Consider the following 25,604-nt stretch of genomic DNA (forward strand, 5'->3'; position numbering starts at 1 on the left):
GTAGAATTCGCCTCTCATGCAAGCAACCCCACCCGCCCCCGATTCCGCCGGCCAGACGCCTCGGCCGCCTCTGAGCATGCGCCAGCGCCTGAAGCGCATCTCGCCCTACTTTGGCGGGCGCCGCTGGACCTGGGTGCTGGCCGTGGCCGCGATGCTGGTCGGCGCCTCGACCGAGCCGATGATCCCCGCGCTGCTCAAACCCCTGCTGGACAGCGGTTTTACCGACGGCAGCCTGGAGCTGTGGCTGGTGCCGGTGGCCATCATCGGCGTGTTCCTGCTGCGCGGCATTGCCCAGTTCGTCGGGCAATACGCGCTGGCGCGCATTGCCAACGAAGGCATGCTGAGCCTGCGCCAGGCGCTGTTCGACCGCCTGCTGGCCGCCGACATGGCACTGTTCTCGCGCCAGTCGGCCAGCAGCCTGTCGAATACCGTGGTCTATGAAGTACAGACCGGCTCGACGCTGCTGGTGCAGGCCATGATGGGCTTGTCGCGCGACAGCTTCACGCTGATCGCGCTGCTGGGCTATCTGCTGTACCTGAACTGGCAGCTGACGCTGGTCGTGGGACTGGTGGTGCCCGGGGTGGCATGGATCATGAAAACGCTGTCGCGGCGCCTGTACCGCATCACCAAGGCCAGCCAGGAGGCCACCGATTCGCTGGCCTATGTGGTCGAGGAAAACGTGCTCGCGCATCGCATGGTGCGCCTGCATGGAGCGCAGCCGTTGCAGCAGCAGCGTTTTGGCAGCCTGAGCCAGCGGCTGCGCCACCTCGCGGTGAAGTCGACCATTGCCTCGGCCGCCATGACACCGGCGACCCAGCTGCTGTCCGCGGTCGCGCTCTCGGCAGTGATCTGCATTGCGCTGTGGCAAAGCCGCCAGGCCCTGCGCACCGACGATGTCACGGTGGGCGGATTCGTGTCGTTCATCACCGCCATGCTGATGCTGGTGGCGCCCATCCGCCGTCTGGCCGATGTGGCCAACCCGATCACGCGCGGCGTCGCGGCGCTCGAGCGCGGCCTGGCGCTGCTCGACAGCACGCGCGCCGAGCAGGGCGGGGCGCACCGCAGCGAACGCGCGCGCGGCGCGCTCGAGTTGCGCGACGTGGGCGTGTCCTTCGGCGAGGACCATGCGCCCGCACTGGCCCAGGTCAACCTGCGCGTGCAGCCGGGCGAAGTCGTGGCGCTGGTCGGCCCGTCGGGCGCGGGCAAGACCACGCTGGTCAATCTGCTGCCGCGCTTTCTGTCCCCCACCAGCGGCGTAGTGCTGCTGGACGATCATCCGCTGGCCGACTGGGACCTGTCCAATCTGCGCCGGCAGTTTGCCATGGTGAGCCAGGACGTGGTGATGTTCAACGACAGCATCGCCGCCAATGTGGCGCTGGGCGCGGACATCGACGAGGCCAAGGTGTGGGCCAGCCTCGAAGCGGCCAACCTCGGCGAGCATGTGCGCCGCATGCCGCAAGGGCTGCAGACGCTGGTCGGCCACAACGCGGCCCAGCTGTCGGGCGGCCAGCGCCAGCGCGTGGCCATCGCGCGCGCGATCTACAAGGATGCGCCCATCCTGATTCTCGACGAGGCCACTTCGGCGCTCGACACCGAATCCGAGCGGCTGGTGCAGGACGCGCTGCAACGCCTCATGCAGGGCCGCACCACGCTGGTCATTGCCCACCGCCTGTCGACCATCGAGCATGCCGACCGCGTGGTGGTCATGGAGCGCGGCCATATCGTGGAGCAGGGGCCGCATGCGCAGCTGCTGGCCCAGGGCGGCCTGTATGCGCGCCTGCACGCCACGGGCGGCACGCTGAAATCGGCGCCGCAAGCCTGAGCCAGTGGCCTGAGGCCGCCGGCCTGAGGCCGCTGGCCGTCAGTCGACCACGACCTGCGCCGTGCCGCTGTCCATGCGCCCGATCACCGTGGCGTGTGCAAATCCCTGCGCGGCAAACAGTGCCAGCACCTGGTCCACGCTCTCGGGCGTGCATGACACCAGCAGTCCGCCCGAGGTCTGGGGATCGGTGAGCAAGGCCTGCAGCGGTGCCGGCACCTGCGCGCCCATTGCCACCTGCGCGCCATACGCGGCCCAGTTGCGGCCCGAGGCGCCGGTGACCACGCCCTGCTCGGCAAATGCCTGCACCGTGGGCAGCAAGGGCAGTGCGCGGCTGTCGATGCGCGCCGTGAGGCCTGCGCCGCGCGCCAGCTCCAGCGCATGGCCCAGCAAGCCGAAGCCGGTCACATCGGTCAGCGCATGCACGCCGTCGATCTGCGACAACGCGGCACCAGGGCGGTTGAGCTGGGTCGTGGTTTCCACCATGGCGCGGTAGCCGTCGCCATCGAGCAGGTTCTTCTTCAGCGCCGCCGACAGGATGCCCACGCCCAGCGGCTTGCCCAGCACCAGAAGGTCTCCAGCCTGGGCATCGGCATTGCGCTTCATGTGCTTAGGGTTGACGATGCCTATGCCCACCAGTCCGTAGATCGGCTCGACCGAGTCGATCGAGTGGCCGCCGGCCAGCGGGATGCCGGCTTCGCGGCAGATCGATTCGCCGCCCTCGAGCACCTTGGCAATGGTCGCATGCGGCAGCACGTTGATCGGCATGCCGACGATGGCCAGCGCCATCAGCGGCGTGCCGCCCATCGCATAGATGTCCGACAGCGCATTGGCCGCGGCAATGCGGCCGAAGTCATACGGGTCGTCGACGATGGGCATGAAGAAATCGGTGGTCGCAACAATGGCCTGCTCGTCGTTGATGCGGTAGACGGCGGCGTCGTCGGCGGTCTCGTTGCCCACCAGCAGATCGGGAAAGAACTGTTTAGGCAGCGCGCTCTGTCCGATCAGCTGCGCCAGCACGCCGGGAGCGATCTTGCAGCCGCAGCCGCCGCCATGGGACAAGGAGGTCAGGCGCGGAGCGGCCGGGGAAACGCTGGAGGAGTCATTCATGGTGTTTTCTCGCGGGAACTGCGTGCCGGGTGGCGCGCCGGTGGAACTGCGCCTGCCATTATGGCCAGGCGCGGCAAAGGACGGCAGCCGGGCGAGAAACTGGCGGAAAGCAGCAGGAGTCGAACCTACCCAGGAGCGGCTGACGCCCCTCACCGGGTTTGAAGCCCGGCCACACCACCGGGTGTGCATGCCTTCCATTCGAGCCCGGCGCCGTTGCGGCGCGGACAAGCAGCGCTATTGTAAGGGCGCCGCGGCGTCCTGCCAGCGCGCATCTGGGCGCAGCAGGTGCGCATCGCGCAGCCGGCGCGTGTAGCCCACGCGGTCGAAGAATTCGAGGATCTGGATCGCGCGCTTGCGGCCCAGGCCGGTGGCATCGCGAAAGGCGCGTGCCTCGACTTCGCCGCGCGCGTCGGCGGCGGCGATGGTATGCACGAGCCGGGCGAGTTCCTGCATGCGCGCGGCGCTGTAGAACAGGTCCTTGACCACCTGGAACACCTGGCCGCGGCGCGTGAGCTTGCGCAGCAGCTGGCGTACGCTGTCTTCGGCCACGCCGGTGGTGGCCGCCAGATCGCGCACCCAGGGCGGGTCGTAGCGGCCTTCATCGAGCAGCGGCAGCAGGCGCTCGGCCAGCGCGCTCTCGGGCGCGCTCAGCTCGGCCGTGTGCCCGGGCAGATGCAGCCAGGCGCCGCTGGTCGCCAGTTCGCCATCGCGCAGCAGGCTGTCGATCAGTCCGCGCCAGAGCGCATCATGCGCGGCTTGCACCAGCCCCGGCCAGGCCATGCGGCGCAGGCGCGCGGCATTGAGCCCGGGTTCATCGGGCTGCTTTTCATGGAACTGGGCCAGCGTGTCCAGCACCTGGGCGCGCAAGTGCTGCCAACGCGGCTTCGACAGCAGCAGCGTGTCGGCGCCCAGGGGCAGCTGCAGCGCCTCTGCAGGCAGATCCTGCGCGGGCCAGCTTCGGCCCGACAGACGCACCAGCTGCGACAGCGCGAGGCCGTGCGGCGACTGCGCCAGCAACTGCTCGGCGCTGCCGGTGTCCACGAGCCCATCCAGCGCCTGGAGATAAGCCAGTCGCGCGGCGCTGCGGCGCTTGCGCGCCGGCGCCTGCGGGTCGGTGACGCTGCCGCCGGCAATCGTGCGGCTGGCCTGGGCATTGCGCAGGATCAGCCGGTCGCCGGGCAGGCAGAACACCGGTGCATCGAGCACCAGCTGCGCGCGCACCTCGCTGCCGGGCTCGATGCGCTCGCCTTCGAGCAGCGCGACATGGGCCGTGTAATGCGCGGTGCCCAAGTGCAGATGCACGGGCGTCCACTGGCGGATTTCCGGCGCATCGGACAGCAATTGCAGCTGCACATCGATGCGCTCGCTGACCTGCAGCAGCGCGCCCTCGGCAATCCAGTCGCCGCGCTGGATCTCGTCCTTGCCCAGGCCGACCAGATTCAGCGCGCAGCGCTGCCCGGCCACCGCGCGGTCGCTGGCCTGGTTCTGCGCATGGATGCTGCGCACGCGCAGGCTCTGGCCCGTTCCCGAATGCACCAGGCTGTCGCCCACGGCCACGCTGCCGCCGAACACCGTGCCCGTGACCACCGTGCCCTGGCCCGCGAGGCTGAAGCTGCGGTCCACGGCCAGCCGGAACAGGCCGCCGCGTGGGCGCGCCGGCATCTGCTGCGCCAGCAGGTGCAGGTGCGCGCGCAGCGCGGCCACGCCAGGGTCGTCGGGCTGGCTGGCACTGGTGGCAAAAATGCGGGCGCCCGCAAAAGGCGTGGGAGCGAGCAATGCGGTCAGCTGGGCGCGCACTTGCGCCATGCGCTCGGTGCTGGCGCGGTCGGCCTTGGTCAGCGCGATGCTGGCCTGCGTCACGCCCAGCAGCAGGAGGATATCGAGGTGTTCGCGCGTCTGCGGCATGACGCCGTCATCGGCCGCGACCACCAGCAAGGCGTGGTCGATGCCGACCGCGCCCGCAGCCATGGTGTGCACGAACTTCTCGTGCCCGGGCACATCGATGATGCCCAGCACATCGCCGTTGGGCAGCGGGGTGTAGGCGTAGCCGAGTGCAATCGAGATGCCGCGGGCCTTCTCTTCCTTGAGGCGGTCGGTGTCGACGCCCGTGAGCGCGCGCACCAGCGTGGTCTTGCCATGGTCGATATGGCCGGCGGTACCAATGATCATGCGAGGGCCTCGGTCAGCAAGGCCAGTTGCTCGGCAAACCGCGGCTGCTGGCTGGCTTCGAGGCAGCGCAGGTCCAGCCACAGCGCATCGGCGTGGATGCGGCCGATCACGGGCCGGGGCAGGGCGCGCAGCGCGGCTTCGAGCTGCAGCAGCTGGCGCCCGGCCTGCCGGCCCGAGGCCGGGTGGATGCGCAGGCCGTGGCTGGGCAGCGATTCGACGGGCAGCGCGCCGCTGCCGATCTGGCTGGCCATGGCCGCGGTTTCCACCACATAGGCCGCGCCCAGCGCAGCCTGCAGTTGCGGCGCGAGCACTTGCGCCTGGTCCTGCATCTCGGCGGCTTTGCGCGTGAACAGCCTGAGCGTGGTGAGGCGCTCGGCCAACTGTTCGGGGTGCAGATACAGCCGCAGCACGGGTTCGAGCGCGGCCAGCGTGAGCTTGCCCACGCGCATCGCGCGCTTGAGCGGATTCTTCTTGATGCGCGCAATCAGGTCCTTGCGTCCGACGATCAGACCGGCCTGCGGGCCGCCGAGCAGCTTGTCGCCGCTGAAGGTGACGATGTCGGCGCCCGCGGCGATGGTTTCGCGCACCGTGACTTCGTATGGCAGGCCCCACTGGCGCATGTCGACCAGGGTGCCGCTGCCCAGGTCGACCACCATGTCGAGACCCTGCGCATGCGCAATGTCGGCCACCTCCTGGTCGCTGACGCTCTTGGTGAAGCCCGTGACCTCGTAGTTGCTGCAATGCACCTTCATCAACAGCCCGGTATCGGGGGTGACGGCTTCGGTGTAGTCGCGCGCATGGGTGCGGTTGGTGGTGCCGACCTCGACCAGCCGCGCGCCCGCGCGCGCCATGATGTCCGGGATGCGGAACGCACCGCCGATCTCCACCAGTTCGCCGCGCGAGACGATCACCTCCTTGCCCTGGGCCAGCGAGCCCAGCGTCAGCAGCACGGCCGCGGCGTTGTTGTTGACCACCGTGGCGGCCTCGGCGCCCGTGAGCTCGCAGATCAGCGCCTCGATCAGGTCGTCGCGGTCGCCGCGGCCGCCGGTGGCGAGGTCGTATTCGAGGTTCGCCGGGCTCAGCATGGCCTCGACCACTGCATCCACCGCTTCCTGCGGCAGCAGCGCGCGGCCCAGATTGGTGTGCAGCACCGTGCCGGTCAGGTTGAAAACCGCCTGCAGCTTCGGTGCGAAGCGTGCCGCCAGCCGTTGCTGGACCGTATCCGCGATGCGCTCGGGCTCGCAGGCATCGGGCGCGAGGGTCTCGCCGGCGCGCAAGCGGGCGCGCAGCGCCTCCAGCGTGTCGCGCACGGCCTGGGTGCAGGCCTGGCGGCCATGGCGCGCGAGCAGCGGCGCGAGCGCGGCGCTGCCCAGCAGACGGTCGACGGAGGGGAGAGGAGAGCGGGGGGAGGAAACGCTGGAATCGGTTCGCATCCCGCTATTTTCAGCCTATTCCGCGGCCGGATCGACCAAAGCCTGATCGCCCTCGGCTTGCTCCTCGGCAAATGCCACGTAGAGCAGGGGATTGGTGCTGGCGCGCTTGAACGGCGTCTCGCTCATCAGCAGGTCCAGCATCAGCGAAGCCAGGTCGTCGGCCAGGGGTTCGGCCATCGGGTCCTTTTCCTGGTTGACGACCTTGCGGTAGCTGCCGCATTCGCTGCAGGTCTCGGCCGTGACCACGTCGCCCGCGCCTTCGACGCCCTGGTACTGGATGCCCTTGGTCGACTCGCAGTGCGAGCACTTGACGCGCACCATGTGCCATTCGGTGCAGCAGGTGCCGCAGTGCAGGTAGCGGTGGCCGTTGGCCTTGCCGCCGATGCGCAGCACGCTGGCCACGGGTTCGCTCGCGCAGACCGGGCAGATCGAGGCCGGTTCGGTATAGGGCACGTCGCCGGTCCTGAGCTGCGCGGCGCGCTGCGTGAACACGACCTGCAGCGCGGCCATGACGAACGGCGCCATGCCGACGTCACGCGCGGCGACTTCCTTTTGCAGCAGGCGCTTGGCGACGGCTTCGCGCTCGGCCTGGGGCATTTCGCGCAAGGCGCCCAGCAGCGGCTGCAGCGGCGCGGGCAGGCCGTGCTCGCCTTCGAGGCGCGTGAGCATGGTGTCGAGCACCTGCAGCCAGGCCGGGTCGAGGTGGTCGGCGGCGGGCAGCAGCGGCATCGAATGCTGCTGGGCCAGCGCAATGGCGGCTTCGGGCAGCACCGGCGCGGGCAGCGTGGCCAGCGCCTGGTGCTGGGCGTCGACGAGGCGCGCGACAAACAGGATGTAGTCGGCAATCGGATTGCCTTCGGCGAGCTGGCGCAGGCGCGCGGCGCGCTCGGCAAACAGGCTGCCGGCCTCGGGCAGACGGATGCGCGGGAAATTGATCTGGTCGATGGCCTCGATCTCGCCGCGTTGAAGAATGCGTTGCATGGTGTCTTTTCCAAAAAAGTTGCCGCCGGCACACCCTGTGAAGGCGTCCGGCGGCGGGGGCCGTCAAGGATTTCTAGAACCGGCCATTCATCCTGCGCCAGGCTCAGGACGAACGGAGTTCATCGTCACTCCTTTTCCCCGGTCATGCGACGGTACCAGATCGGATGATGGTACTTGGCCCAGGCGCGGTTGACGGTGCCGTAGACCATCGCGCGCAGCGTGCCGCGGGTCCAGATCGCGGCGTAGATGTGCAGGATGATCAGGCCGAACAGCGCTGCGGCCGAGACCGCGTGCAGCACGACGCTCGCGCGCACGATTTCCACGGGCAGGTTCCACCAGGCGCGCCACATCAGCACGCCCGACAGCGTCAGGCCCAGCATCGAGGCGATCAGCAGCCAGAACAGCACCTTCTGGCCGCCGTTGTACTTGTCCTGCTCGGGCATCACATGGTGCTCTTCGGTGACAAGCTTGGGCGCTTCCTTGAGCCACTGCACGTCACGGTCGCGGATGAGGTTGAGCCGCCAGAAGCGGATCACCATCAGCACGAAGCCCAGCGCCATCACCACACCGATATAGGGGTGCAGGATGCGTGCCCAGGTGCCGCCGCCGAACAGCTGCACCAGCGGGAAGAACGCCGGGTGGAAGAACGCCAGGCCCGACAGCGCGAGCAGCACGAAGGTGATGGCCACCAGCCAGTGGTTGCCGCGCTCGCCGGCGGTGTAGCGCTTCAGGTCACGGGGGCTGCGCTTCATTTTGCGTCCTCCTTGTCGAGCATCTGTTGGCTCAGCGCTTGCTGCTCCAGCCGTTCTTCCATGCGGTCTTCCTCGCGCTCGAGTTCCGCGGGCACGTCGTGCGGGCCCTTGGTCACGTAGTGGAAGAAGCTGCCCACGGCGGCCGCGCCCAGCGCTGCGAGTGCCAGCGGCTTGGCCACGCCCTTCCACAGCGAGACCATCGGGCTGATCCTGGGATCATCCGGCAGGCCCTTGTAGAGCGAGGGCTTGTCGGCATGGTGCAGCACATACATGACGTGCGTGCCGCCCACGCCGGCGGGGTCGTACAGGCCGGCCTTGTCATAGCCGCGGCGGTTCAGGTCCTGGATGCGGTGCTCGGCGTGCTCCTTCATCGCCTGCTTGGTGCCGAACTGGATGGCTCCGGTCGGGCAGGTCTTCACGCAGGCCGGCTCGCGTCCCACGGCGACGCGGTCGGAACACAGCGTGCACTTGTACGCCTTGTGGTCCTTCTTCGAGATGCGCGGGATGTTGAACGGGCAGCCGGTCACGCAGTAGCCGCAGCCAATGCAGTTCTCCTGCTGGAAGTCGACGATGCCGTTGCTGTACTGCAGGATGGCGCCGGGCGAAGGGCAGGCCTTGAGGCAGCCCGGGTCTTCGCAGTGCATGCAGCCGTCCTTGCGGATCAGCCATTCCAGGTTGCCCGTGGCCTCGTTTTCGTACTCGGTGAAACGCATCACGGTCCACGACGCGGCCGTCAGGTCGGTGGGGTTGTCATAGACCCCCGCCGCTGCCGTGCCGATGTCGTCGCGCAGGTCGTTCCATTCCATGCAGGCGGTCTGGCAGGCCTTGCAGCCAATGCACTTGGAGACGTCGATCAGCTTGGCCACCTCGCCCGAATGCGCTTCACGCATGCTGGGCGAGGGGGTGGTGGTGGCCGAACGGCGCTTGATATCGAGAGAGTGTGTAGAAGACATCAGCGACTCCTTAGGCCTTTTCCACCTTCACGAGGAAGGTCTTGGATTCTGGTGTGTTGCTGTTGCCGTCACCAATCGATGCCGTGAGATTGTTGGCCATGTGGCCCTTGCGCCCGGTCGATGCAAAGCCCCAGTGGATGGGGATGCCGACATGGTGCACGGTCTTGCCTTCGATCTTCATCGGCTTGAGGCGCTTGGTCACGACGGCCGCGGCGCGCACGTAGCCGCGCTTGGACGTCACCCTGACCTGCTGCCCGGTGGCGATGCCCAGCTCCTGCGCGAGCGCTTCCCCGATCTCGACGAACTGCTCGGGCTGAACGATGTTGTTCAGCTGAACATGCTTGGTCCAGTAGTGGAAATGCTCGGTCAGGCGGTAGGTCGTGCCCACGTGCGGGTACTCGGCGGCGGTGCCGTCGGTGCCCTTGGTCGACTCGAGGATCCGCGCCGCCGGGTTGATGACCGCGAGCTTGTTGTTCGGGTACATCGGGTTGTAGCCGAGCGGGTTGTCGAACGCCTCGTAGTGCGTCGGGAACGGGCCTTCGTTCATGCCCTTGCGCGAGAAGAAGCGCGCCACGCCCTCGGGGTTCATGATGAACGGGCCCACGGTGGCCGGGTCCATGTTGAGCCCCATGTCGGGCACGTCGGCGCCGCCCCAGGCCTTGCCGTTCCACTCGACGAGCTTGCGGTTCGGATTGAAGGCCTTGCCCTGCAGGTCGCACGAGGCGCGGTTGTAGAGCACGCGGCGGTTTGCCGGCCAGGCCCAGGCCCAGTTCAGCGTATTGCCGATGCCGGTCGGGTCGGAGTTGTCGCGGCGCGCCATCTGGTTGCCCGATGTCGTCCAGCTGCCGGTCCAGATCCAGCAGCCGCTGAGCGTGCTGCCGTCGTCGCGCAGCTCGCCGAAGCTCGACAGCTGTTCGCCGGCCTTGCGCAGCAGCTTGGTTGGATCCTTGGGATCGTACAGATCGACCAGCGCGCGTCCGTTGTACTCCTTGGCGACTTCTTCCGAGGTCGGGTGCGCCGCCTCGGCGTAGGGCCAGTACAGGTTGGCGATGGGGTCGGCGAACTTGCCGCCGTCCTTGGCGTACGCGGCCTTCAGGCGCAGGTGCAGCGCCGACATGATGGCGATGTCGGTCTTGGCCTCGCCCGGCGGCTCGGCAGCCTTCCAGTGCCACTGCAGCACGCGCGAGGAACTCACCACTGCGCCATCTTCCTCGGCGAAGCAGGTGGTCGGCAGGCGGAACACCTCGGTCTGGATGGAGGCGGTGTCAACGTCGTTGAACTCGCCGTGGTTCTTCCAGAACTCGGATGTCTCCGTGACCAGCGGGTCCATGATGACCAGGAACTTGAGCTTGGACAGCCCCTTGCGCACGTTGTTGCTGTTGGCCAGCGCCGCCAGCGGGTTGAAGCCCTGCGCGATGTAGCCGTTGATCTTGCCCTGGTTCATCATGTCGAAGACCTGGAGCATGTCGTACTGGCGGTCGAGCTTGGGCAGGTAGTCGAAGGCCCAGTTGTTCTCTGCCGTCGCCGCCGGTCCATACCAGGCCTTCATCAGGCTCACATGGAACTTGGGCGTGTTCGACCAGTAGTTCATCTGCCCGGGCCGCATCGGCTTCGGGGTCCGCGCTTCGAGGTACTTGGCGTAGTCCTGCTCGGCCTCATTGGGCAGCGACAGGTAGCCAGGCAGGCTCGCCGACAGGATGCCCAGGTCGGTGAGGCCCTGGATGTTCGAGTGCCCGCGCAGTGCGTTCATGCCGCCGCCCGCGACGCCGATGTTGCCCAGCAACAGCTGGATCATCGCGCCGGTGCGCAGGATCTGCGCGCCGGTGGTGTGCTGGGTCCAGCCGAGCGCGTACAGGATGGTCGCCACGCGGCCCGATTCGGCGGTCGACGCGAATTGCTCGCAGACATGCAGGAACTTCGCCTGGGGCGTGCCGCAGATGCTCTCGACTTTTTCCGCCGTATAGCCCGCGTAGTGGCGCTTGAGCCACTGGTAGACGCAGCGCGGATGCTCGAGCGTCGGGTCGGTCTTGACGTAGCCGTCGGCGTCGAGCTCGTAGTCCCACGAGGTCTTGTCGTAGGCGCGCTTTTCCGGATCGTAGCCCGCAAAGATGCCTTCGTCGAACGCAAAGTCCTCGCGCACGATGTAGGTGAAATCGGTGTAGTTCCGGACGTACTCGTGGTGGATCTTGTTGTTCGTGAGCAGATAGTTGATCACGCCGCCAAGGAACACGATATCGCTGCCCGACCGGATGGGGGCATAGAAATCGGCCACCGATGCAGATCGGTTGAAGCGCGGGTCGACCACCATGAAGTGCGCATTGTTGTGCTCCTTCGCCTCGGTCACCCATTTGAAGCCGCAGGGATGGGCTTCGGCGGCATTGCCGCCCATGATCAAAATAACGTCCGCGTTCTTGATGTCGACCCAATGGTTCGTCATCGCTCCACGGCCAAACGTCGGGGCAAGACCTGCCACCGTCGGGCCGTGTCAGACACGTGCTTGGTTGTCGAGTGCAAGAAGGCCCCAGGAACGGGCCACTTTGTGCGTGATGTAACCGGCTTCATTGCTGGAGGCCGAGGCGGCCAGCATGCCGGTGGTGAGCCAGCGATTGACGGTCTGGCCCTTGTCGTTGCGCTCGACGAAGTTCGCGTCGCGATCGTCCTTGAGCAGCTTGGTGATGCGCGTCAGCGCCTCGTCCCAGGACATGCGCTTCCACTCGTTGGAGCCAGGAGCACGGTACTCAGGGTACTTGAGGCGGTGGGGGCTGTGGACGAAGTCCAGCAGCGATGCCCCCTTGGGGCACAGCGTGCCGCGGTTGACCGGATGGTCCGGGTCACCCTCGACGTGGATCACCGACAGCTTGGCATTCTTCGCGCCGTCGCTGAGCGAATACATCAGGATGCCGCAGCCTACCGAGCAGTAGGTACAGGTCTGGCGCGTGACCGTGGTCGCGGCCAGCTTGAACTGGCGCACCTCAGCGAGCGCGGCCGTGGGCGAGAAGCCCATGACCGCGAGACTGGATGCCGCCAGACTGGAGCCAGTCACTTTCATGAACTGGCGTCTGGAAAATTGCACCATGGGGGTACCTTTTTATAAGAAATGACGCTTGTCGCTCGATTCTAGAAGCAGGACGGGAATCGGGCTTGGGCGGGCGCCACTGCCTCATGCCGCAGGTCGGGTTCTCTTTTGGGCTTGACATATTGTCCAAGTCCATTCTTATATATAAGGACTTTTATACAAGAGTTGCTTGCCGCAACATCTGTCACTTATCTGTCAGAGCCGATGCAAACCGGCCTGGGGTTTGCCCGTAGATCCTGGGCCCAGCGCAAAACGCACTGGCGCGCCGCCTCGTTCACTGTTGTGGCGGCAGCGGCGGCGCGCCGTCGGCGCCGGGTTTGAGGTCCTGCCCGAACAGATCCCATACCGAGATGAACAGCGCCGCGATCAGCGGTCCCACGACAAACCCCGTCAGGCCGAACAGCGCCATGCCGCCGAGCGTGGAGATCAGCACGATATAGTCGGGCATCTTGGTGTCCTTGCCCACCAGCAGCGGCCGCAGCACGTTGTCGACCAGGCCGATGACCAGCACGCCGTAGGCCGCAAGCACGCTGCCCTTGACGACATCGCCCGTGGCCAGGAAATAGATCGCCACCGGGCCCCAGATCAGGCCCGCACCCACGGCCGGCAGCAGCGACAGGAAGGCCATGACCACGGCCCACAGCACCGGCCCCTGGATGTCCAGGATCCAGAAGATCAGTCCGCCGAGCGCGCCCTGCGACATGGCGACGACCATGTTGCCCTTGATGGTCGCGCGCACCACGGTGGTGAACTTGCTGGCCAGTGCGGTCTTGTGCGTGGGTTCGAGCGGAAACACGTAGCGGATGCGGCGCGCGAGCTGGGCGCCGTCGCGCAGCAGGAAGAACAGCAGATACAGCATGACGCCGAAGCCGACGACGAAGCCCAGCGTGTTCTGACCTATGCCGACGGCCTGGGCCGCGGCGACCTTGCTGGCCTGCACGGCCACGCTCGACAGCTTGTCCTGGACTTCGGTGACCGACGCCAGGCCCAGGCTGTCGAGCGCGCGCAGCGCCCAGGAGGGCAGGGCCGCCATGATCTGCTGGAAGTAGGCGCCGATGTTGATCTCGCCGGTGTTGAGGTTCTCGTAGATCAGCCCGGCCTCGCGCACCAGCGAGGCGCCGATGGCCACCAGCGGCAGGATCACGATCACCAGGCACAGGGCCAGCGTGGTCAGCGCCGCGAGGTTGCGCCGGTTCGGCATGCGTGCCAGCAGCCGCTGGTGCAGCGGGGAAAACAGCACCGCCAGTACGACGCCCCAGAACACGGCGGCCCAGAATGGCCAAAGGATGACCAGGAAGCCGGCAGTGACCAGGCACAGCAGCAGGAGAAAGACGCGGTGGTAGAGGGTAGTGCTTTTCATGTTCGCGACAGTTGGACGCCTGCGATCGATCGCAGGCGTTAAATATAGTTGCAAATGTAATCGGGCCGTCCCGGGGGCGTGTAGGTGGGCATGCCGGTTCAGTGGCACAATGGCGGTCGCAACAAGGCCCTTCCCATGCCACCGTCGCATCCGCCAATCGGTACAGCCGTGTCGCGGAAGGTCTACCCACCAGCTAATGCTTTCTCCAGGAAAGCGGAGGTCAGCGAGATATGAGCGAGACAACTGTCTATCAAGCCTATCAAGGCAATACCTATCTCTTCGGCGGCAATGCGCCGTATGTCGAAGAGATGTATGAGAACTATCTGGCCAATCCCGGCAGCGTGCCGGATTCTTGGCGTGAATACTTCGACGCACTGCAGCACGTGCCCGCAGTCGACGGCTCCAATGCCCGCGACGTGCCCCACCTGCCCGTGGTCAACGCTTTTGCCGAGCGCGCCAAGCAGGGCGGCACCCAGGTCGTCGTGGCCTCGGGTGCGGATTCCGAGCTGGGCCGCAAGCGCACCGCGGTGCAGCAACTGATTGCCGCGTACCGCAACGTCGGCCAGCGCTGGGCCGATCTCGATCCCCTCAAGCGCACCGAGCGCCCCCAGATTCCCGAACTCGAGCCTTCCTTCTACGGCTTCACCGACGCCGACCAGGAAACCGTGTTCAACGTGGGCAACACCTTCTTCGGCAAGGAGACCATGTCCCTGCGCGAGTTGCTCAACGCGCTCAACGAAACGTATTGCGGCACGATCGGCGCCGAGTACATGTATGCCACCGACCAGAACCAGAAGCGCTGGTGGCAGCAAAAGCTCGAAACCATTCGCAGCAAGCCCCAGTTCGACGCACAGAAGAAGACCCGCATTCTCGACCGCCTGACGGCCGCCGAAGGCCTGGAACGCTTCCTGCACACCAAGTACGTCGGCCAGAAGCGCTTCTCGCTGGAAGGCGGCGAAAGCTTCATCGTGGCAATGGACGAACTGATCCAGTGCGCCGGTGCTCGCGGCGTGCAGGAAATCGTCATCGGCATGGCCCACCGCGGCCGCCTGAACGTGCTGGTCAACACGCTGGGCAAGACCCCGCGCGACCTGTTTGCCGAATTCGACCATACCGCCCCCGAAGACCTGCCCTCGGGCGACGTGAAATACCACCAGGGTTTCAGCTCCGACGTGTCGACGACCGGCGGCCCGGTGCACCTGTCGCTGGCCTTCAATCCCTCGCACCTGGAAATCGTCAACCCCGTGGTCGAAGGTTCGGTGCGCGCGCGCATGGACCGCCGCGGCGACCCGCACGGCAAGCAGGTGCTGCCGGTGCTGGTGCACGGCGACGCGGCCTTTGCCGGCCAGGGCGTGAACCAGGAAACGCTGGCGCTGGCCCAGACCCGTGGCTACACCACGGGCGGCACGGTGCACATCATCATCAACAACCAGATCGGCTTCACGACCTCCGATCCGCGCGACACGCGTTCGACGCTGTACTGCACCGACATCGTCAAGATGATCGAGTCGCCCGTGCTGCACGTGAACGGCGACGATCCTGAAGCCGTGGCCCTGGCCATCGAGCTGGCGCTGGAATTCCGCATGGAGTTCGCCAAGGACGTCGTGGTCGACATCATCTGCTTCCGCAAGCTGGGCCACAACGAGCAGGACACGCCTGCGCTGACCCAGCCGCTGATGTACAAGAAGATCGGTGCCCATGTCGGCACGCGCAAGCTGTACGCCGACAAGCTGGCCACGCAAGGCCTGGGCGAAACGCTGGGCGACGACATGGCCAAGGCCTACCGCGCCGCGCTCGACGAAGGCAAGCACACCGCCGATCCGGTGCTGACCAACTTCAAGAGCCAGTACGCCGTGGACTGGAGCCCGTTCCTGGGCAAGCCCTGGACCGATGCCGGCGACACCTCGATCCCGCTGACCGAGTGGAAGCGCCTGGCCGAGCGCATCACCACCATCCCCGAATCCGTGGCGCCGCACGCGCTGGTCAAGAAGGTGTATGACGACCGCGCAGCCATGGGCCGCGGCGAAGTCAACGTCGACTGGGGCATGGGCGAGCACATGGCTTTTGCCTCCCTGGTCGCTTCGGGCTATCCCGTGCGCCTGTCGGGCGAAGACTGCGGCCGTGGCACCTTCACGCACCGCCATTCGGTCATCCATGACCAAAAGCGCGAGAAGTGGGACACCGGCACCTACGTGCCGCTGCAGAACGTGGCCGACAACCAGGCACCGTTCGTCGTGATCGACTCGATCCTGTCCGAAGAAGCCGTTCTGGGCTTCGAGTACGGCTACTCGTCGAACGATCCGAACACCATGGTCATCTGGGAAGCCCAGTTCGGCGACTTCGCCAACGGCGCCCAGGTCGTGATCGACCAGTTCATCGCTTCGGGCGAAGTCAAGTGGGGCCGCATCAACGGCCTGACGCTGATGCTGCCGCACGGCTACGAAGGCCAGGGCCCCGAGCACAGCTCGGCGCGCCTCGAGCGCTTCATGCAGCTGGCTGCCGACACCAACATGCAGATCGTGCAGCCGACCACGGCCAGCCAGATCTTCCATGTGCTGCGCCGCCAGATGGTGCGCAACCTGCGCAAGCCGCTGGTCATCATGACCCCCAAGTCGCTGCTGCGCAACAAGGATGCGACCTCGCCGCTGTCCGAGTTCACGGCCGGTTGCTTCCAGACCGTGATCCCCGAGCAAGACCAGGCCATCGTCGCCAACGCCGACAAGGTCAAGCGCGTGATCGCCTGCTCCGGCAAGGTGTACTACGATCTGGTGAAGAAGCGTGCCGAGCGCGAGCAGAGCGACGTCGCGATCATCCGCGTCGAGCAGCTGTATCCCTTCCCGCACAAGGCTTTTGCCGCGGAACTGAAGAAGTACCCGCAAGCCACCGACATCGTGTGGTGCCAGGATGAGCCGCAGAACCAGGGCGCCTGGTTCTTCATCCAGCACAACATCCACGAGAACATGCTGGACGGCCAGAAGCTGGGCTACTCGGGCCGTGCCGCTTCGGCATCGCCGGCCGTCGGCTATTCGCACCTGCACCAGGAACAGCAAAAGGCGCTGGTCGAAGGCGCATTCACCAAGCTCAAGGGTTTTGTTCTGACCAAGTAAGGCCGGAAACCCGAACTCAGTACAAACCTTTTGAAAGAAAAACCATGGCTATCGTAGAAGTCAAAGTCCCCCAGCTGTCCGAATCCATCGCCGAAGCGACCATGCTCAACTGGAAGAAGAAGGTGGGCGAAGCGGTTGCAGTCGATGAAATCCTGATCGAGATCGAAACCGACAAGGTCGTGCTTGAAGTGCCCGCGCCTTCGGCCGGCGTGATCACCGAGATCGTGCAGGGCGACGGCGCCACCGTCACCGCCGAGCAGCTGATTGCCAAGATCGACACCGAAGCCGTTGCCGGCGCTGCCGCCCCGGCAGCCGCTGCTCCCGCTGCTGCTTCGGCACCAGCCGCCTCGGCCCCCGCCGCAGCGCCTGCCGCCACCGGCGGCAGCAAGGGCGATGTGGCGATGCCTGCCGCTGCCAAGCTGCTGGCCGAGAACAACCTGTCGGCCGCCAACGTGGCTGGCTCGGGCAAGGACGGCCGCGTGACCAAGGGCGACGCCCTGAACGCGATCAAGGGCGGCGTGCAGTCCACCGCTGCCGTGATCCCCACCGGCGTGCCCACCAAGGCGCTGCCGCAGGTGTCCGCGGCGGCTGGCAAGCAAGACCTGGGCGAGCGTCCAGAGCAGCGCGTGCCGATGACCCGCCTGCGTGCCCGCGTCGCCGAGCGCCTGCTGCAGTCGCAATCGACCAACGCCATCCTGACCACGTTCAACGAAGTGAACATGGCACCCGTGATGGCCATGCGCAAGAAGTTCCAGGACGACTTCACCAAGGAACACGGCGTCAAGATGGGCTTCATGTCCTTCTTCGTCAAGGCCGCAGTGCACGCGCTGAAGAAGTACCCGGTGCTGAACGCTTCGGTCGACGGCAACGACATCGTCTACCACGGCTACTTCGACATCGGTATCGCCGTCGGCTCGCCGCGCGGCCTGGTGGTGCCCATCCTGCGCAACGCCGACCAGATGAGCTTTGCCGAAATCGAGAAGAAGATCGCTGAATTCGGCCAGAAGGCCAAGGACGGTAAGCTCGGCATCGAAGACATGACCGGCGGCACCTTCTCCATCTCCAACGGCGGTACCTTCGGCTCGATGATGTCCACCCCCATCATCAACCCGCCCCAGTCGGCCATCCTGGGCGTGCACGCCACCAAGGACCGCGCCGTGGTCGAGAACGGCCAGGTCGTGGTGCGCCCGATGAACTACTTCGCCATGTCCTATGACCACCGCATCATCGACGGCCGCGAAGCCGTGCTGGGCCTGGTGGCCATGAAGGACGCGCTGGAAGATCCCGCACGCCTGCTGTTCGACCTGTAATCCCCGCAGGTCCACGGTCTTCGAGAAACCCACCCCCTGCGGCCAGGTGCCCGGCGGTGGGTTTTTTCCCAAATGCATTGAGAGAGTATTGAGACATGAGCAAGCAATTTGATGTCATCGTGATCGGCGCCGGCCCCGGCGGCTACATCGCCGCCATCCGCGCCGCCCAGCTGGGCTTCAACGTCGCCTGTATCGACGAGTGGAAAAACGAAAAGGGCGGTCCCGCTCCCGGCGGCACCTGCACCAACGTCGGCTGCATTCCTTCGAAGGCACTGCTGCAGTCGTCCGAGCACTTCGAGCACGCCAGGCTTCACTTCGCGGACCACGGCATCTCGACCGGCGAAGTCGGCATCGACGTGGCGAAGATGATCGGCCGCAAGGATGCGATCGTGAAGCAGAACAACGATGGCATCCTGTACCTGTTCAAGAAGAACAAGGTCACGTTCTTCCACGGCCGTGGCTCGTTCGTGAAGGCCGCTGATGGCGGCTACGAAATCCGCGTGGCCGGCAAGGAAGAAGAAACGCTCACCGCCAAGCAGGTCGTGGTCGCCACGGGCTCCAACGCGCGCGCGCTGCCGGGCGTGCCCTTCGACGAAGTCAACGTGTTGTCCAACGACGGCGCGCTGCGCCTGGGCAACGTGCCTGCCAAGATGGCCTTGATCGGCGCCGGCGTGATCGGCCTCGAAATGGGCTCGGTCTGGCGCCGCCTGGGCACTGACGTCACCGTGCTCGAAGGCATGGACAAGTTCCTGCCCGTGGTGGACGAGCAGATCGCCAAGGAAGCCAAGAAGGCGTTTGACAAGCAGGGCCTGAAGATCGAAACCGGCGTCAAGGTCGGCGAAGTCAAGGTCAACGACCAGGGCGTGAGCGTGGCCTACACCAATGCCAAGGGCGAAGCCCAGACGCTGGCCGTCGACAAGCTGATCGTCTCGATCGGCCGCACCGCCAATACCATCGGCCTGAATGCCGAAGCCGTGGGCCTGGCGCTCGACGAGCGCGGCGCGATCATCGTTGACGACGACTGCAAGACAAATCTGCCGGGCGTGTGGGCCGTGGGCGACGTGGTGCGCGGCCCGATGCTGGCGCACAAGGCCGAGGAAGAAGGCGTGGCCGTGGCCGAGCGCATTGCCGGCCAGCACGGCCATGTCAACTTCGCAACGCTGCCCTGGGTCATCTATACCAGCCCCGAGATTGCATGGGTGGGCCGCACTGAGCAGCAGCTCAAGGCCGACGGCGTCAAGTACAAGGCCGGCACCTTTCCGTTCCTGGCCAACGGCCGCGCGCGCGCGCTGGGCGACACGACCGGCATGGTCAAGTTCCTGGCCGATGCCGAAACCGACGAGATCCTGGGCGTGCACATGGTCGGCCCGATGGTCTCCGAACTGATTGCCGAAGCCGTCGTGGCCATGGAGTTCAAGGCATCGAGCGAAGACATCGCGCGCATCTGCCACGCCCACCCGTCGCTGTCGGAATCGACCAAGGAAGCGGCCCTGGCCGTGGACAAGCGCACGCTGAACTTCTGATCTGCCTGCGCCTGTGGGGGCTTGTGCCGCCGCTCCCGCCGTTCGCGGCCCGGCCGAAATTGCCTGCTTGCCGGGCGCTTTCGGCTTTTTTCTTTTCATACCAAGCCCGCATGTCCCAGTCCGTCCGAAAGGCCTACGAGGCCGAATTGCTTGCCAAGGGTTTTCAAAGCGATCCCGCCCAACTGCGTGCCGTCGATGCACTGCAGCGCTGTGCGGATGAATGGGCGGCCTACAAGGGCAAGCGTTCGAATGCGCTCAAGAAGCTGATCAACCGCCCGGAGATTCCACGCGGCGTCTACATGTATGGCGGCGTCGGCCGGGGCAAGAGCTTCCTGATGGAGTGCTTCTTCAATGCGGTGCCGCTCAAGCGCAAGGTGCGCCTGCATTTCCATGAATTCATGCGCGAAGTGCACCGCGAACTGGCCACGCTGCAAGGCGTCCAGGACCCGCTCGATGTGCTGGGCGCGAACATCGCCAAGAAGTACAAGCTCATCTGCTTTGACGAGTTCCACGTCGCGGACATCACCGACGCGATGATTCTTTACCGGCTGCTGGTGGCCTTGTTCGACAACGGCGTGGGTTTCGTCACCACGTCGAATTTCACGCCCGACGGCCTGTACCCGAACGGGCTGCACCGCGACCGCATCCTGCCGGCGATTGCCTTGCTCAACGAGCGCATGGAGATCGTCAACGTCGACAACGGCACCGACTACCGCCGGCGCACGCTGGAGATGGTCAAGCTCTACCACACGCCGCTGGGCCCCGAAGCCGATGCCGCGATGGAGGAGACCTTCAACCGCCTCGCGGAAGTGCAGGACGAGGACCCGGTGCTGCATATCGAGGCGCGCGAGATCCGTGCGCGCCGGCGCGCGGGCGGGGTGGTCTGGTTTGATTTCAAGACCTTGTGCGGCGGCCCGCGCTCGCAGAACGACTACCTCGAGATCGCCACCCAGTTCCACACCGTGCTGCTGTCCGATGTTCCGTTCATGCCGGTCAACATGGCCTCGCCCGCGCGGCGCTTCACCTGGCTGGTCGATGTGCTCTACGACCGGCGCGTGAAATTCATCCTTTCGGCAGCAGTGCCTCCCGAGCAGCTCTACACTGAAGGTCCATTGGCGCACGAGTTCCCGCGCACCGTCTCGCGGCTCAACGAGATGCAGTCGCAGGAGTTCCTGTCGCTCGAGCACCGCCTGGTCGACACCAGCCTGACCTGAGGTCCATGCCCATGATCCGCCTGTCTTTCCCTTGCTTTGCCGCAACGCGATGGCTGCGCACGACTGCCGTGGCGCTGGCCCTGCCGTTGGCGGCGGGCCTGGCGCAGGCCCAGCCCGCGCAATTGCCGCCCACGGCCAGCAAAGCCGAGCGCGCGACCGTGAAGGCCGAGCGCGACGCGACGCGTGCGCGCATATCCGCCGAACGTGCGGTCATACAGCAGCGACTCAAGCAGCAGGAAACCGTCTGCTACCAGCGCTTTGCGGTGGAGAACTGCCTGAGCGAGGCGCGCAACCAGGCGCGCCTGGCCGACAATGCCTTGCGCGACGAGGAAAGTGCCATCAACGCCGTCGAGCGGCGCGAGAAGTCGGCGGCACGGCTGCATTCGATCGAAGAGAAGGTCCAGGAAAAAAACCAGCAGGCACCCGCCCAGCCGGGCGTCCAAAGCACGGTGCGCGCTGCGCCCCCACCCAAGTCCACACCCAAGTCCACGCCCGCGGCGCCCACGGCGCAGGACCTGGTCGAGGTGCAGGCCCAGCGCGCACAGCAGGCGCGCGAGCGTGCCCAGGCGCAAAGCCAGCGCAACGAGGCACATGCCGCCGAGCAGTCCCGCAAGCAAAGCGGCGAGGCCGAGCGCCGCGCAGCCTCGCGCCAGCGCTATGAGGAAAAGCAGCGCGAGGCGCAGGAAAACCGCGAACGCCAGCGCGCCAAGGCCGCGGAATCGGACAAGCCCAAAGCGGCGCCGCTGCCCCGGCCCCCCGCGCCCTGAGCCACCGCGGCGCGAGCCGCATTGCGGTTTTTACCGCGCCTCGATTTTCACGATGACCAGGCTGAGATTGTCGCCGCGACCCTGCGCGCGCATGCGCGCCTGGCGCACCAGCAATTCGGCCGCATCGCGGGGTGCCAGCGCCTGCAGCAGCATGCCCAGCTCCTCGGTGTCGAAGTAGTGCCAGAGCCCGTCGCTGCAGGCCAGCAGCGTGCTGCCGGGCGCCAGCCGCTCGATGTGGTGCGGCGTGGCCGGTGGCAAAGTGTGGCTGCCAAGGCAGCCGGCCAGGATGTTGGCATGCGGATGGTCCTGCGCCTGGGCTTCGCTCAGTTCGCCGCGGTCGACCAGCGACTGGACATAGGAGTGGTCGCGCGTGCGGTGCACCAGCTTGTCCTGCTCGAAATGGTAGATGCGCGAATCGCCTGAATGCACCCAGTGGCATGCTCCGCTGGGCAGGACCAGGAACGCCGCCATGGTGCTGTGCGGTTCCTGCTCTGCCGAGATCGCGGTGAGGCGAATGACGGTATGCGCCTCCCGCACCATGTTCTGCAGCAGTTGGGCCGCATCGTCGCTGGCCGGGTCATAGCGCTCGAACAGCTGGTGGCAGGTCAGCATGACCTGATCGGAGGCCTTGCGGCCGCCGCTGCGTCCGCCCATGCCGTCAGCCACCACTCCGAGCACGCAGCCATGCACGCGTGCGTGCTGCAGCAACGCCACTTGATCCTGCTGATAGGCGCGGTCGCCGCGGTGGGTACCGGTTACTGCAAAGAGGCGAAAGGACGAGTGCATGGAACAAGAAGGCCCGAAGGGCTGTTCGAAACGTGCAGTGCAAGAGTGTAGCAACCGGATTTTCCGCTGACCCGCAGTCCACCTGGAGCGGCTTCAGCCGCAGGCGTATTCGTTGAAATCCAGCCGGTTGAGCGCGGCGCAGACATCGGCCATGCGGCCTGAGATCAGCAGCCTCCCGCCCTGGGTCTGGCCCTCGTTGCGCAGGATGCGCACGCCGCCATGGACCGCCGAGGGGCGCGCCTGGCGTACGGGATGCCGTACCTGGCGCATCGAAGCGCTGCGCAGCGGCAGGGAGGTGAGGCCGTGCGCGACCGGGGCATGGCCGAAAAGCATGTCATTTTGGGCGTGGCGCGAGAAAGGCAGGGCCTGCAAAGCGAATTGCATGTGATATCTCCAGCAAGGTGATTACGACGGCCGCAGCCGTGCTTCGACCAATAAGGTCGAGGGGTGCAATGCATGGGCCAGCGGCCCTGCGAGGGAAAGCGCGCCTGTTACATGAACAGGGTGTTGCGGATCAGGCCCACGGCCAGACCTTCGATGGCGAATGGCTCGTCGGGACGGACATGGATGACCGGAAAATCGGGATTCTCGGGCAGCAGTTCGATGCCGGTACGCGTGCGGCGCAGGCGCTTGACCGTGACTTCGTCGCCCAGGCGCGCGACTACAATCTGTCCGTCGCGCGCTTCGCGGCTGGCCTGTACGGCCAGCAGGTCGCCATCCATGATGCCGGCGTCGCGCATGGACATGCCGCGCACCTTGAGCAGGTAGTCGGGCTTGGCCTGGAACAGCGTGGGCTCGACCGCATAGGTCTGGTCGATATGCTCCTGCGCCAGGATGGGCGAGCCGGCTGCAACGCGGCCGACCAGCGGCAGCACCAGCGAGGCCACCGCGGCCAGCGGCGAAGTGAAGCTCGCGCCGCGCGCCGCGTTGATGTTGCGCACGGTGTCATGCCGCAGGCGGATGCCGCGCGACGTACCGCTGACCAGTTCGATCACGCCTTTGCGTGCCAGGGCCTTCAGATGTTCCTCGGCGGCATTGGCGGAGCGAAAGCCCAGCGTGCCAGCGATCTCTGCGCGGGTCGGGGGCGCTCCGGTGCGCTCGATGGCAGACTGGATCAGATCCAGGATTTGCTGCTGTCGCGGTGTGAGCTTGGGGTGGTCGAGCATGGCGGTCCTTAAGAGGCTTGCAACGGCAAGCTGCTATCAATCTGTTCTTTTATACAGTGACTGTATTTTTCACCAGTTTTCAAGGAGCCGCAAGTGGGCAATTCAAATAATGTGGTGATATTGGCCACAGGCGGCACCATCGCGGGAACGGCAGCCCATGCATCGCAGGCGGTCGGCTATACGGCGGCGCAGCTCGGGGTGGAGCAATTGCTGGCGGCGGTGCCCGACCTGGCCCAGGTGGCCGGCGGGGGCCTGCTGGCCGAGCAGGTCGCCCAGGTCGACAGCAAGGACATGGACAACGCGACCTGGGTGGCATTGGCGCAGCGCTGTGCCCACTGGCTCGCGCGTGATGACGTGCGTGCGCTGGTCATCACCCACGGCACCGATACGCTGGAGGAAACCGCCTGGTTCCTGGAGCAGGTATTGCCACGCACCGGCAAACCTGTGGTCCTGACCTGTGCCATGCGGCCCGCCACAGCGCTGCTGGCCGACGGTCCGCAGAACCTGCGCGATGCCGTGGCCTGCGCCGTCGATGCGCAGGCCGCGGGCGTGCTCGTGGTGGCAGCGGGGACGGTGCATGGCGCACGGGCCGTGCGCAAGCTCCACCCGTATCGCGTGGATGCATTCTCGTCGGCCGGGCTGGGCGTGCTGGGCTGGGTCGAGGAAGGGCGCGTGCGCTGGCAGCAGCGCCCCTGCGCCGACAGCGCTGCCGCATGGCAGGGCAGCATCGCGGCGCTGGCCGCAGCAGGCCCATGGCCCTGGGTCGAGCTGGTGACCAGCCACGCGGGTGCGGATGGCCGCGCGGTCGATGCATTGCTGGCCCACGGTGTACAGGGCCTGGTGGTGGCCGCGACGGGCAACGGCACGCTGCACCATGCACTCGAGGCCGCGCTGCGGCGCGCCCTGCAGGCCGGCGTGCCGGTCTGGATGGGCACGCGCTGCGCCGAAGGGCAGCTGGTGTTGGCGTCCGAAGGCCCGCAGGGGGCGCTGGATGCGCCGGTGCTGCGCCCGGTCGATCTGCCGCCGCTCAAGGCACGCATCAGCCTGCAGCTCGCGTTGCTGGCGCGCAGTGCCTGACGCGGCGAGCGCGCGGCACAAAAAAGGCCGCTGCCAGAAGGCGCGGCCTGTTTTCCAGAAGCGGCGAATACCGCGCCGGGCTGGCGATCACTCGGCCAGGGCCTGCAGCGCGCGCGCGGTGATTTCCTCCACCGAGCCCATGCCGCTGATGGCGCGGTACTTGGGCGCCTGGGCCGGATCTTGCTCGGCCCATTGGCGGTAGTAGTCGACCAGCGGACGGGTCTGATCGCTGTAGACCTGCAGGCGCTTTTGCACCGTTTCTTCCTTGTCGTCCTCACGCTGCACCAGTTCCTCGCCGGTTTCGTCGTCCTTGCCGGCAACCTTGGGCGGATTGAACTTGACGTGGTAGGTCCGGCCCGAAGCCGGGTGCGAGCGGCGGCCGCCCATGCGTTCGATGATGGCCTCGAACGGCACGTCGATCTCCAGCACGTAGTCGAGCTTGACGCCGGCGGCCTTCATTGCGTCCGCCTGGGGGATGGTGCGCGGGAAGCCGTCGAACAGGAAGCCGTTGGCGCAGTCTTGCTGCTGGATGCGTTCCTTCACCAGGCCGATGATGATCTCGTCGCTGACCAGCTGGCCTGCATCCATCACCGCCTTGGCCTGCTGGCCCAGCGGCGTGCCGGCCTTGACGGCCGCGCGCAACATGTCGCCGGTGGAGATCTGCGGGATGCCGTACTTCTGGCAGATGAAAGCAGCCTGTGTGCCTTTGCCGGCGCCGGGCGCGCCCAACAAAATCAGTTTCATGGAAATCCTCGAAGAGTTGAAATTCTTTTGGGCAACAAATGACCCGGCGGGCAGCCGAGCCGGCCGGGTCCATGTCGCGTTTTTTCGCGGCAAGGATAGCACGCGTGCACCGCGATGGGACCTACCGCGTGATGGTTTCGTGACAGGCGCCACGCCAGCGCACGCTGTAGGTGCAATCCTTCCCTCAGATTTTCGTATTTTCTGTTATCTGTGAAATGGACGTCTCTTGCGGCGCCAAGCATGGCTGCCGCGCAGGG

General features: G+C 66.2%; 20 protein-coding genes and 1 tRNA gene. 8 read left to right on the forward strand and 13 right to left on the reverse strand.

The genetic code is table 11. From position 1 onward, the window contains the following. Positions 1 to 16: 16 nt before the first annotated feature. Entirely contained in the window at positions 17 to 1,822 is a 1,806-nt protein-coding gene (gene msbA, locus HUK68_RS08495) for a lipid A export permease/ATP-binding protein MsbA (RefSeq protein ID WP_175503800.1), read from the forward strand. Positions 1,823 to 1,861: 39 nt separating this feature from the next. Here the strand turns inward: msbA and selD are convergent, their stop codons facing one another. The 9 genes from selD to HUK68_RS08540 form a co-directional block, all read right to left on the reverse strand. After that, the gene (selD, locus tag HUK68_RS08500) at positions 1,862 to 2,929 is read right to left on the reverse strand and encodes a selenide, water dikinase SelD (RefSeq protein WP_175503801.1); all 1,068 of its coding nucleotides are present in this window, start codon (positions 2,927 to 2,929) and stop codon (positions 1,862 to 1,864) included. Positions 2,930 to 3,029: 100 nt separating this feature from the next. Next, positions 3,030 to 3,125, reverse strand: a tRNA-Sec gene (locus HUK68_RS08505). Positions 3,126 to 3,163: 38 nt separating this feature from the next. Then, positions 3,164 to 5,098: a selenocysteine-specific translation elongation factor gene (selB, locus tag HUK68_RS08510; RefSeq protein ID WP_175503802.1), complete on the reverse strand. Its 1,935-nt coding sequence runs from the start codon at positions 5,096 to 5,098 to the stop codon at positions 3,164 to 3,166. Then, entirely contained in the window at positions 5,095 to 6,531 is a 1,437-nt protein-coding gene (gene selA, locus HUK68_RS08515) for an L-seryl-tRNA(Sec) selenium transferase (protein WP_175503803.1), read from the reverse strand. The genes selB and selA overlap by 4 nt, the downstream gene beginning before the upstream one ends. Positions 6,532 to 6,546: 15 nt before the next feature. Beyond that, positions 6,547 to 7,512 carry a formate dehydrogenase accessory protein FdhE gene (fdhE, locus tag HUK68_RS08520; RefSeq protein WP_175503804.1) on the reverse strand — a complete coding sequence of 322 codons (966 nt, stop codon included), beginning with the start codon at positions 7,510 to 7,512 and terminating at the stop codon, positions 6,547 to 6,549. A 125-nt stretch (positions 7,513 to 7,637) separates the two neighbouring features. Then, a complete protein-coding gene (locus HUK68_RS08525; RefSeq protein WP_175503805.1) occupies positions 7,638 to 8,264 on the reverse strand; it encodes a formate dehydrogenase subunit gamma in 627 nt (208 codons plus the stop codon). Further along, on the reverse strand, positions 8,261 to 9,217 hold the full coding sequence (gene fdxH / locus HUK68_RS08530) for a formate dehydrogenase subunit beta (protein WP_175503806.1): 957 nt from the start codon (positions 9,215 to 9,217) through the stop codon (positions 8,261 to 8,263). The genes HUK68_RS08525 and fdxH overlap by 4 nt, the downstream gene beginning before the upstream one ends. Positions 9,218 to 9,227: 10 nt before the next feature. After that, the gene (fdnG, locus tag HUK68_RS08535) at positions 9,228 to 12,293 is read right to left on the reverse strand and encodes a formate dehydrogenase-N subunit alpha (protein WP_175503807.1); all 3,066 of its coding nucleotides are present in this window, start codon (positions 12,291 to 12,293) and stop codon (positions 9,228 to 9,230) included. A gap of 274 nt (positions 12,294 to 12,567) precedes the next feature. Then, on the reverse strand, positions 12,568 to 13,653 hold the full coding sequence (locus HUK68_RS08540) for an AI-2E family transporter (protein WP_175503808.1): 1,086 nt from the start codon (positions 13,651 to 13,653) through the stop codon (positions 12,568 to 12,570). Positions 13,654 to 13,883: 230 nt separating this feature from the next. On the opposite strand from HUK68_RS08540, the gene HUK68_RS08545 reads away from it, so the two are divergent. The 5 genes from HUK68_RS08545 (at position 13,884) to HUK68_RS08565 (ending at position 21,574) form a co-directional block, all read left to right on the forward strand. Continuing rightward, the gene (locus HUK68_RS08545) at positions 13,884 to 16,760 is read left to right on the forward strand and encodes a 2-oxoglutarate dehydrogenase E1 component (protein ID WP_175503809.1); all 2,877 of its coding nucleotides are present in this window, start codon (positions 13,884 to 13,886) and stop codon (positions 16,758 to 16,760) included. 44 nt (positions 16,761 to 16,804) lie between these two features. After that, a complete protein-coding gene (gene odhB / locus HUK68_RS08550; RefSeq protein WP_175503810.1) occupies positions 16,805 to 18,070 on the forward strand; it encodes a 2-oxoglutarate dehydrogenase complex dihydrolipoyllysine-residue succinyltransferase in 1,266 nt (421 codons plus the stop codon). 95 nt (positions 18,071 to 18,165) lie between these two features. Further along, positions 18,166 to 19,593, forward strand: a complete 1,428-nt coding sequence (gene lpdA / locus HUK68_RS08555; RefSeq protein WP_175503811.1) for a dihydrolipoyl dehydrogenase — start codon at positions 18,166 to 18,168, stop codon at positions 19,591 to 19,593. A 110-nt stretch (positions 19,594 to 19,703) separates the two neighbouring features. Next, a complete protein-coding gene (gene zapE, locus HUK68_RS08560; RefSeq protein ID WP_175503812.1) occupies positions 19,704 to 20,807 on the forward strand; it encodes a cell division protein ZapE in 1,104 nt (367 codons plus the stop codon). Positions 20,808 to 20,818: 11 nt separating this feature from the next. Further along, the gene (locus HUK68_RS08565) at positions 20,819 to 21,574 is read left to right on the forward strand and encodes a hypothetical protein (protein ID WP_175503813.1); all 756 of its coding nucleotides are present in this window, start codon (positions 20,819 to 20,821) and stop codon (positions 21,572 to 21,574) included. Positions 21,575 to 21,604: 30 nt separating this feature from the next. Here the strand turns inward: HUK68_RS08565 and HUK68_RS08570 are convergent, their stop codons facing one another. The 3 genes from HUK68_RS08570 to lexA all read right to left on the reverse strand — a co-directional run bounded on the left by HUK68_RS08570 (position 21,605) and on the right by lexA (position 23,526). Beyond that, the gene (locus HUK68_RS08570) at positions 21,605 to 22,360 is read right to left on the reverse strand and encodes a PP2C family protein-serine/threonine phosphatase (RefSeq protein WP_175503814.1); all 756 of its coding nucleotides are present in this window, start codon (positions 22,358 to 22,360) and stop codon (positions 21,605 to 21,607) included. Positions 22,361 to 22,453: 93 nt separating this feature from the next. Then, positions 22,454 to 22,744 (reverse strand): hypothetical protein, encoded by a 291-nt coding sequence (locus HUK68_RS08575; protein ID WP_175503815.1) that lies wholly within the window; start codon positions 22,742 to 22,744, stop codon positions 22,454 to 22,456. 107 nt (positions 22,745 to 22,851) lie between these two features. After that, positions 22,852 to 23,526 (reverse strand): transcriptional repressor LexA, encoded by a 675-nt coding sequence (lexA, locus tag HUK68_RS08580; RefSeq protein ID WP_175503816.1) that lies wholly within the window; start codon positions 23,524 to 23,526, stop codon positions 22,852 to 22,854. A 93-nt stretch (positions 23,527 to 23,619) separates the two neighbouring features. Here lexA and HUK68_RS08585 point away from each other — a divergent pair, with 93 nt between their 5' ends. After that, entirely contained in the window at positions 23,620 to 24,603 is a 984-nt protein-coding gene (locus HUK68_RS08585) for an asparaginase (protein ID WP_244146292.1), read from the forward strand. An 87-nt stretch (positions 24,604 to 24,690) separates the two neighbouring features. Here HUK68_RS08585 and adk read toward each other — a convergent pair whose 3' ends face one another. Next, positions 24,691 to 25,347, reverse strand: a complete 657-nt coding sequence (adk, locus tag HUK68_RS08590) for an adenylate kinase (protein WP_175503817.1) — start codon at positions 25,345 to 25,347, stop codon at positions 24,691 to 24,693. Here adk and HUK68_RS08595 point away from each other — a divergent pair. Then, positions 25,346 to 25,561, forward strand: coding sequence for a hypothetical protein (locus HUK68_RS08595; protein WP_175503818.1), 216 nt, complete (start codon positions 25,346 to 25,348; stop codon positions 25,559 to 25,561). The genes adk and HUK68_RS08595 overlap by 2 nt on opposite strands. Positions 25,562 to 25,604 lie beyond the last annotated feature (43 nt).

The organism is Comamonas antarctica (assembly GCF_013363755.1).
GTDB classification, from domain to species: Bacteria; Pseudomonadota; Gammaproteobacteria; order Burkholderiales; family Burkholderiaceae_C; genus Comamonas; species Comamonas antarctica.

Bases quoted from the DNA above. Each gene is read 5' to 3' on its own strand.
- msbA (WP_175503800.1), top strand. From the start codon at position 17: ATGCAAGCAACCCCACCCGCCCCCGATTCCGCCGGCCAGACGCCTCGG.
- selD (WP_175503801.1), bottom strand. From the start codon at position 2,929: ATGAATGACTCCTCCAGCGTTTCCCCGGCCGCTCCGCGCCTGACCTCC.
- selB (WP_175503802.1), bottom strand. From the start codon at position 5,098: ATGATCATTGGTACCGCCGGCCATATCGACCATGGCAAGACCACGCTG.
- selA (WP_175503803.1), bottom strand. From the start codon at position 6,531: ATGCGAACCGATTCCAGCGTTTCCTCCCCCCGCTCTCCTCTCCCCTCC.
- fdhE (WP_175503804.1), bottom strand. From the start codon at position 7,512: ATGCAACGCATTCTTCAACGCGGCGAGATCGAGGCCATCGACCAGATC.
- HUK68_RS08525 (WP_175503805.1), bottom strand. From the start codon at position 8,264: ATGAAGCGCAGCCCCCGTGACCTGAAGCGCTACACCGCCGGCGAGCGC.
- fdxH (WP_175503806.1), bottom strand. From the start codon at position 9,217: ATGTCTTCTACACACTCTCTCGATATCAAGCGCCGTTCGGCCACCACC.
- HUK68_RS08540 (WP_175503808.1), bottom strand. From the start codon at position 13,653: ATGAAAAGCACTACCCTCTACCACCGCGTCTTTCTCCTGCTGCTGTGC.
- HUK68_RS08545 (WP_175503809.1), top strand. From the start codon at position 13,884: ATGAGCGAGACAACTGTCTATCAAGCCTATCAAGGCAATACCTATCTC.
- odhB (WP_175503810.1), top strand. From the start codon at position 16,805: ATGGCTATCGTAGAAGTCAAAGTCCCCCAGCTGTCCGAATCCATCGCC.
- lpdA (WP_175503811.1), top strand. From the start codon at position 18,166: ATGAGCAAGCAATTTGATGTCATCGTGATCGGCGCCGGCCCCGGCGGC.
- zapE (WP_175503812.1), top strand. From the start codon at position 19,704: ATGTCCCAGTCCGTCCGAAAGGCCTACGAGGCCGAATTGCTTGCCAAG.
- HUK68_RS08565 (WP_175503813.1), top strand. From the start codon at position 20,819: ATGATCCGCCTGTCTTTCCCTTGCTTTGCCGCAACGCGATGGCTGCGC.
- HUK68_RS08570 (WP_175503814.1), bottom strand. From the start codon at position 22,360: ATGCACTCGTCCTTTCGCCTCTTTGCAGTAACCGGTACCCACCGCGGC.
- HUK68_RS08575 (WP_175503815.1), bottom strand. From the start codon at position 22,744: ATGCAATTCGCTTTGCAGGCCCTGCCTTTCTCGCGCCACGCCCAAAAT.
- lexA (WP_175503816.1), bottom strand. From the start codon at position 23,526: ATGCTCGACCACCCCAAGCTCACACCGCGACAGCAGCAAATCCTGGAT.
- HUK68_RS08595 (WP_175503818.1), top strand. From the start codon at position 25,346: ATGGAAATCCTCGAAGAGTTGAAATTCTTTTGGGCAACAAATGACCCG.
- adk (WP_175503817.1), bottom strand. From the start codon at position 25,347: ATGAAACTGATTTTGTTGGGCGCGCCCGGCGCCGGCAAAGGCACACAG.